The sequence below is a fragment of the Deltaproteobacteria bacterium RBG_16_64_85 genome (assembly GCA_001798885.1).
Lineage (GTDB): Bacteria > Desulfobacterota > Deferrimicrobia > Deferrimicrobiales > Deferrimicrobiaceae > FEB-35.
In genome coordinates, this window is sequence record MGQW01000096.1 from 22603 (window position 1) to 29624 (window position 7022).

The following is a 7022-nucleotide window of genomic DNA, read 5'->3' on the forward strand; positions in this document are numbered from 1 at the left end:
AGCCTTTCCCGTCACTCTCCGGTGGAACCATTCACCTTGCAAATCGCGGGCGAAATGTCCATAATTTCCGCACTCTATTCGATGTTCGAAGTGAAGAAAAGGAGGAATTCGAATGCGGTTGAATCGCGTACTTCCGATCTTTCTGACGGTTCTTCTCGGGACGATGCTCGCGGGTTCCAGGAGTGTCGCAGCGGAGGCGACGATCAAGCTCACGTACGCCAACTTTCCCCCGGCGCCGACGTTCCCGTGCGTCCAGATGGAGCACTGGGCGAAAGAAGTGGAGAAGCGGACCGGCGGCAAGGTCAAGGTGCAGACCTTCCCCGGCGGAACGCTCCTGCCGGCGAAGAACATCCTGGACGGGGTCATCTCGGGCCTGGCGGACATCGGTAACTTCGCCATGAGCTACCAGCCGGGGCGTTTCCCGGTGTCCGAGGCCGTGGACCTCCCCCTGGGCTTCACCAGCGCCAAGGTCGCAAGCCTTACGCTGTACGACCTCGTCGAGAAGTACCAGCCGAAGGAGTTCGAGAAGGTGAAGATCCTCACCCTCTTCACCTGCCCGCCGACCCATTTCATGACGAAAACGCCGCTGAAATCCCTGAAGGACCTGAAGGGATTGGAACTGCGGGTGGCGGGGACGAGCGCCGAAGTCGTGAAGCGGCTCGGCGGCATCCCGGTGGCCATGCCCCAGTCCGAGACCCCCGAGGCGATCCAGAAGGGCGTCGTCAAGGGGATGGTGTCGTCGCTGGAAATCCTTCAGGACTTCAAGTTCGCCGCCTACACGCCTTACGCCACTATCGCCAACCTGCCCGTCGTCACCTTCGCGGTCGTCATGAACAAGGAGAAGTGGAACTCCCTCCCGCCGGACGTGAAGAAGGTGCTCGACGACATGCGCCGGGAACAGGCGCTGTGGACGGGGACCTACGTGGACAGTCACGTCACGGAAGCCCTGGACTGGTCCAGGAAGAGCTACGACCACCAGGTGTTCACCTTGCCGGCCGACGACAGCGATGCCGTCAGGAACCTTCTCAAGCCGATGGTGGACGATTACATCAGGCGGGTGACCGCGCTCAACCTGCCCGCGAACCAGATCGTCGCGGACGCGCTGGCGCTGAAGAAGAAGCACGAGCAGCAGTACAAGTAGCCCGCGGTCCCGATGGATCTGGAACGGCTTTCCGCGCTGCTGCGGAAGCTCCTGATGATCGCAGGCGGGGTCGCGCTGCTGGCGCTCACTCTTCTGGCCACGATGAACGTCGCTCTGAGGATCTTCCAGGCCCCGGTGAGCGGCACGTATGAGATCGTCTCCTTTCTTGGAGCGATCGTCACCGCCGGCGCCCTCGGCTATACCCAGAAACGCAAGGATCACATCGTCGTGGACATCCTTTCGGACAGGTTTCCCGACGCCGTCAAGAGGGCGCTCGACGGCGCGAGCTACACTCTCATGCTCGTCCTCTTCTCCATCATCTCCTGGCAGATCTTCGTGTACGGAAAGAGGCTGTGGCAGACGGGCGAGCTCTCGGAGACGCTCAAGATCGCCTACTTCCCTTTCGTGTTCTGTGCTTCCCTGGGGTTCGCCGCCCTCGCGCTGACGATTTTTCTCGACCTGCTCGAAACGATCTGGACCAAGGGAGAAAAGCGGTGAGCGGCCCCGTCGCCGGCGTGTACGGCATCGCCGCCATGTTCATCCTCCTGTTCGTTCTGCGGATCCCCGCCGCCTTCACCATGGCCCTCGTGGGATTCGTCGGGATCGCCCTCGTGACCTCCGTCGACGCGGCCTTCTCGATGGTAGGCACCGAAATGTGGAACATCTTCTCCAACTACGGACTGACCGTGATCCCGCTGTTCATCCTCGTCGGGGAGATCGTCCATTACGCCGGCTACAACTTCAGCCTCTACGACGCTACCTACAAGTGGTTCGGGCACTATCGCGGTGGACTCGCGATGACGACGATCCTGGCGTCCGCGGCCTTCTCGGCCATTTCCGGCTCCAACACGGCCACGGCGGCCACGATGAGCGCCGTCGCCATTCCCGCCATGAAGGAATACAAGTACCACCCTTTGCTTTCCGCCGGCTCCGTCGCGGCGGGCGCGACGCTCGGCGTCCTCATCCCCCCCTCCATCGTGCTCGTCGTCTACGGCCTGTACACCGGCCAGTCGATCGGCAAGCTTTTCTTCGGCAATATCATCCCCAGCGCCATCCTGACCGCCGCCATCCTGGCGACGGTGGTATGGATTTGCCGCATGCACCCCGACTGGGGGGCAAAAGGCCCGAGGTTCGGCTGGAAGGAAAGGTTTCGTTCGCTCCCGGAGGCGATCGACATCCTCGCGCTGTTCGGGATCATCATGTACGCCCTGTTCACGGGGGTCGTGACCGCCACGGAAGCCGCCGCCGTCAGCTGCTTCCTGGGCTTCGTCCTCTGCCTCGCGCGCCGCAAGCTGACCTGGAAGAAGTTCATCGACTCCATGACGGATACCCTGCGCATCTCCTGCATGGTCTTCATGATCGTGGCGGGGGCGGTGATCTTCGCCCGGTTCCTGACGCTCACCCGCCTCCCCTTCGAGACCGCCGAATGGATCCAGACGCTCGCGCTGCCCAAGTGGATGGTGCTGTGGGTGATCCTGTTCTGCTACATCGTCGGCGGCTGCGTCATGGACGCCCTCGCGTTCCTGCTCGTCTCGCTGCCGATCTTCTACCCCCTCGTCGTCCAGCTGGGATATGACCCGATCTGGTTCGGCCAGGTCATCACGATCGTCACGACGATGGGCTCCATCATGCCGCCCATCGGCATCTGCTGCTACGTCGTCTCCGGCATGTCGGGCATCCCCCTGGCGACCGTCTTCCGGGGAAGCTTCTACTACATGCCGTCGTACATCGTCTCCATCCTCATCCTCATGATCTCGCCGTACTGGACCGTGCTGGTCCTGTCCGACCTGGTGAAGTAGCGGCGCGGGGCTTCCCTTGGACAAGCGAATCCTCATGCTCGGAAACGAGGCGATGGCGCACGGCCTGCTGGAAAACGGGTGCAGGGTCGCGGCCTCCTACCCGGGGACGCCCGCGTCGGAGATCCTCTCCGCCCTGGCGAGGCTCCGGACGGAACACGGGATTGCGATGCACGCGGAGTGGGCGGTCAACGAGAAGGTCGCCTTCGAAATCGCCTACACCGGGAGCATGACGGGGTTGCGCACGGCGGTCAGCATGAAGCAGGTGGGCCTGAACGTCGCATCCGACCCCTTGATGAGCGCGGCCTACACGGGGGTCAAGGGGGGGTTTCTCATCATCAGCGCGGACGACCCGGGGCCCTACTCCTCGCAGACCGAGCAGGACAGCCGGCTGCTGGCCATGATGGCCAAGGTCCCCGTCCTCGACCCTTCCACGCCCGCGCACGCGCGGGAGTTGATCGCGGCGGGGTACGAGATCTCCGAGATCTTCGAGATCCCCGTGATGCTGCGCCCCACAACGAGGGTCTGCCACGCCTGCCAGGACGTCTCCCCCCGGGAGATCCCCCCGTTTCTCCGGGAGGCCGACTTCCGGAAATCCCCCACCCGCTGGGCCGCCACTCCCGCGTTCCGCTACGAGCTGCACCGGAGGCTCAACGTAAAGCTCGCCGCCATCGCCGGCTGGCCGCGGACCGCGCCGTTCCGTGCGAACCCGGACGCCGCCGGCCCGAGGGCGGTAGTGGCTTCCGGCGTCGCGGCGGCCCACGCCCGGGAGATCCTCTCGGAGTCCGGCCTGTGGGACCGCATCCCCCTTTACCATGTCGTGCAGCCCTACCCGCTGCATTCGGATTTCGTCTTCCACCTCCTGAACGCCTACGAGGAGGTCCTCGTACTCGAGGAGACGACCGGCGTCATCGAGATGCAGCTCCTCGACCGCCGCCGAGTGCGGGGGAAGCTCTCCGGCGCGGTCCCGGAGGCGGGAGAGCTTCTGCCCGAGATCGTGGAGGGAGTCCTCGCGAAGTTCGCCGGGATCGACGGGGAGACCTCGGACGCGCAAGTCCCGGAGCGCGGAGGGCGGCGCCCGACCCTTTGCGCCGGCTGTTCCCACCGGTCGAGCTTCTACGCCATCAAGAAGGCGGCCCCGGAAGGGATCTACCCGAGCGACATCGGATGCTACACGCTGGGACTGAATCTCGGAGGAGTCGACACGGTTCTGTGCATGGGGGCCGCGGTGAGCCAGGCCGCGGGTTTTTACCAGGCCTACCGGCTCGCCGGGAAGTCGGTCGACATCGTGGCCACCATCGGGGACTCCACTTTCTACCACGCGGGCATCCCGCCGCTCATCGACGCCGTGGTCCAGGGGGCACGCTTCGTCCTCGTGATCCTGGACAACTCCACGACGGCGATGACCGGGTTCCAGCCCACGCCGGCGACGGGGAAGGGAGCGGCGGGCGAGCCGACGGGCGCCGTGGACATGGAGGCGCTCGTCCGCGCCTGCGGCGTCGGGTTCTGCAAGGTGGGGGTTCCAAGCCGCCTTCCGGAATTCATCGGCCTCCTCAAGGAGGCCATCGCGTACAGCCACGAAAAGGGGCCCGCGGTGGTCATCGCGCGGGAGCCCTGCGTCATGGACCGGAGCCGGGCGGACCGCCTTCCGCGCCCCGGGAAGGTAACCATCACCGACGACTGCGACGGCTGCCGGTATTGCACGACCCAGTTCGAATGCCCGGCGCTTCTCTACGACGAGGAGGGAGAGCGCGTCTCCATCGACGGCATCCTGTGCACCGGGTGCGGCGTCTGCCTCCACGTCTGCCCCCTCGACGCCATCCGGAAGGCGCCGCCGGAAGGAACGTCCCCGTGAACGGGGAGGGATCCTTTGCTTCGCGCGGACGCCAGCAGATCGTCGTCAGCGGGTTGGGCGGGCAGGGGGTTCTCTTCGTCACGCGCCTGCTCGCGGAGACCGCCATACGGAAAGGGGCGAGCGTCCTCACCTCCGAGACCCACGGGATGGCCCAGCGGGGGGGCGTCGTCGTCTCCCACCTGAAAGTGGGGGACTTCTCGAGCCCCCTGGTGCGTGCGTCGCAGGCCGACGGGCTCATCGTACTTTCGGCGGAAAACTTCTCCTTCCATCGGCGCTTTTTGAAAACCTCCGGCTGGGCGATCGTCAACGCGCCTCCGGGGAGCCAGGGAGGCGGGAACATGAACGTTCACGCCGTCGACGCCGACGGCCTGGCTCAAGAAAGCGGCAACCCCCGGTCGGTCAACCTCATCCTGTTGGGCTACGCCCTTTCCATGCCGGGAGCGCGCGAGGAAGGAGGACTGCTCTTCTGCTCCCCCGAAGACGTCGAGGCGGCTCTCCGCCGTCGGCTGGAAGCGAAGGATACCCTTCTCGCGGCATCGCTTTCCGCGCTTGCCCTTGGAATGAAACAAGGAAAGCGATAAGTTACTTCCCAATGCTCCGACGATTCCCGCCGAAATACGCAGCGCCCGGGGAACTGCCCGCGCTCCAGCTCACTGGGCTGCAGTGGACGGTTTCCCACGCATGGAAGAATTCCCCCTTCTACCGGCGAAAATTCCAGGAAGCGGGCGTTACCCCAGGAGAGATCCGGTCGCTCCAGGACCTTTCCAGGCTCCCCTTCACCACCGGCGAGGACCTGCGCGACGGGTATCCCATCCCCCTGCTCTCCGTCGAGCCCGGGGAGATCGTGCGGATCCACTCCTCCTCCGGGACAACGGGGAAGCGGAAGATCCTCTGCTACACGCAGAAGGACATCGACGACTGGCTCCACATGTTCGCCCGCTGTTACGAGATGGCGGGCCTCACCCGGGAGGACCGGGTGCAGATCTGCGTGGGGTACGGGCTGTGGACGGCCGGGGCGGGTTTCCAGCTGGGAGCCGAGAAGTTCGGGGCGATGACCATCCCTTCCGGCCCGGGAAACCTGGACCTGCAGTGCACATTTCTCCTGGATCTGCAGACGACGGTCCTCTGCTGCACCGCCTCCATGGGACTTCTCCTGGCCGAGGAAGTCCATGCCCGCGGAATCCGAGGCCGGCTCAAGCTCAAGAAGGTGATCCTGGGCGCGGAGCGGATCAGCGACGCAATGATCGCCACCATCAAGGATCTTCTGGGCGTGAAGGAGGTCTACGACATCCCGGGACTCACCGAACTGTACGGACCCGGCACGGGGCTTTCCTGCCACCGGGAAGCGGGGATCCATTACTGGGCGGACTACTACATCCTGGAGCTCCTCCATCCCGGGACCCTGCAGCCCGTCGCGCCCGGAGAGATCGGCGAGATGGTATTCACAACGCTCGGAAAGGAGGCGGCCCCGCTCCTCCGGTACCGCTCGCGCGACCTGACGCGGTTCATCGACGGGACCTGCCCCTGCGGCTGCATCCTTCCCCGCCACGACAGGATACTGGGGCGTTCCGACGACATGGTCGTCTTCCGGGGGGTCAACATCTATCCCGGCCAGGTGGACGAAGTGCTGTCGAAGATCGACGGCGCCGGCAGCGAATACCAGGTGGTCTTCGAGCGGCGGGAAGACGGGAAGGACCACATGACCGTCAAGGCGGAGCGTGCCGCCCACCTCGGCGACAACATGGACGCCCCCCTCGCGCGCGCCGTCGCCGGCGAGATCAAGCACAACCTCATGGTGTCCTGCTCGGTGGAAATCGTCCCTTACGGCACCTTGCCGCGCTCGGAGAGGAAAACCCGGCGCATATTCGACAATCGGCCCTACTAGGGACGATCAGGGCGCAACGTACCGGTTTGATATCGGGTTGTTCCCCAAGGAGTGCCTCCTCAAGGGACTCGACGAGATCTCCCTGACGATCGGGCACGAGGCGGACATCGCCCTCTCCGAGCGCGATCGGAAGGCGAAGACGCCCTGGCTGTTCCTGGATATCTGACAGTAAAGTTTAATGCAAAAATTTCCGTAAAGATTAGCCGAGGTAGGCGATCGGGATAATCGCCTGTGGAAGGGGAGCGGGAATTGGAGAAAGATTCCGGGTTTTTCTCTTTGATTTTAGACAACATCCGGGAAGACATCGTGGTCGTGGATGCGGAAAGTTACGAGATTCTCCACGCC

General features: G+C 64.4%; 6 protein-coding genes. All 6 read left to right on the forward strand.

What is annotated here, in order from left to right; genetic code table 11:
* Positions 1-118 precede the first annotated feature (118 nt).
* The 6 genes from A2Z13_01205 to A2Z13_01230 are packed head-to-tail and all read left to right on the forward strand — an operon-like array spanning position 119 to position 6677.
* Positions 119-1141, forward strand: a complete 1023-nt coding sequence (locus tag A2Z13_01205; protein ID OGP75870.1) for a C4-dicarboxylate ABC transporter substrate-binding protein — start codon at positions 119-121, stop codon at positions 1139-1141.
* A gap of 18 nt (positions 1142-1159) precedes the next feature.
* Positions 1160-1639, forward strand: coding sequence for a C4-dicarboxylate ABC transporter permease (locus A2Z13_01210; protein ID OGP75871.1), 480 nt, complete (start codon positions 1160-1162; stop codon positions 1637-1639).
* Entirely contained in the window at positions 1636-2940 is a 1305-nt protein-coding gene (locus A2Z13_01215) for a C4-dicarboxylate ABC transporter permease (protein ID OGP75863.1), read from the forward strand. The genes A2Z13_01210 and A2Z13_01215 overlap by 4 nt, the downstream gene beginning before the upstream one ends.
* Positions 2941-2956: 16 nt before the next feature.
* Entirely contained in the window at positions 2957-4792 is a 1836-nt protein-coding gene (locus A2Z13_01220; GenBank protein OGP75864.1) for an indolepyruvate oxidoreductase, read from the forward strand.
* Positions 4789-5373, forward strand: a complete 585-nt coding sequence (locus tag A2Z13_01225) for an indolepyruvate oxidoreductase (protein OGP75865.1) — start codon at positions 4789-4791, stop codon at positions 5371-5373. Before A2Z13_01220 ends, A2Z13_01225 begins: the two co-directional genes overlap by 4 nt.
* Before the next feature lie 11 nt (positions 5374-5384).
* A complete protein-coding gene (locus A2Z13_01230) occupies positions 5385-6677 on the forward strand; it encodes a phenylacetate--CoA ligase (protein ID OGP75866.1) in 1293 nt (430 codons plus the stop codon).
* Positions 6678-7022 lie beyond the last annotated feature (345 nt).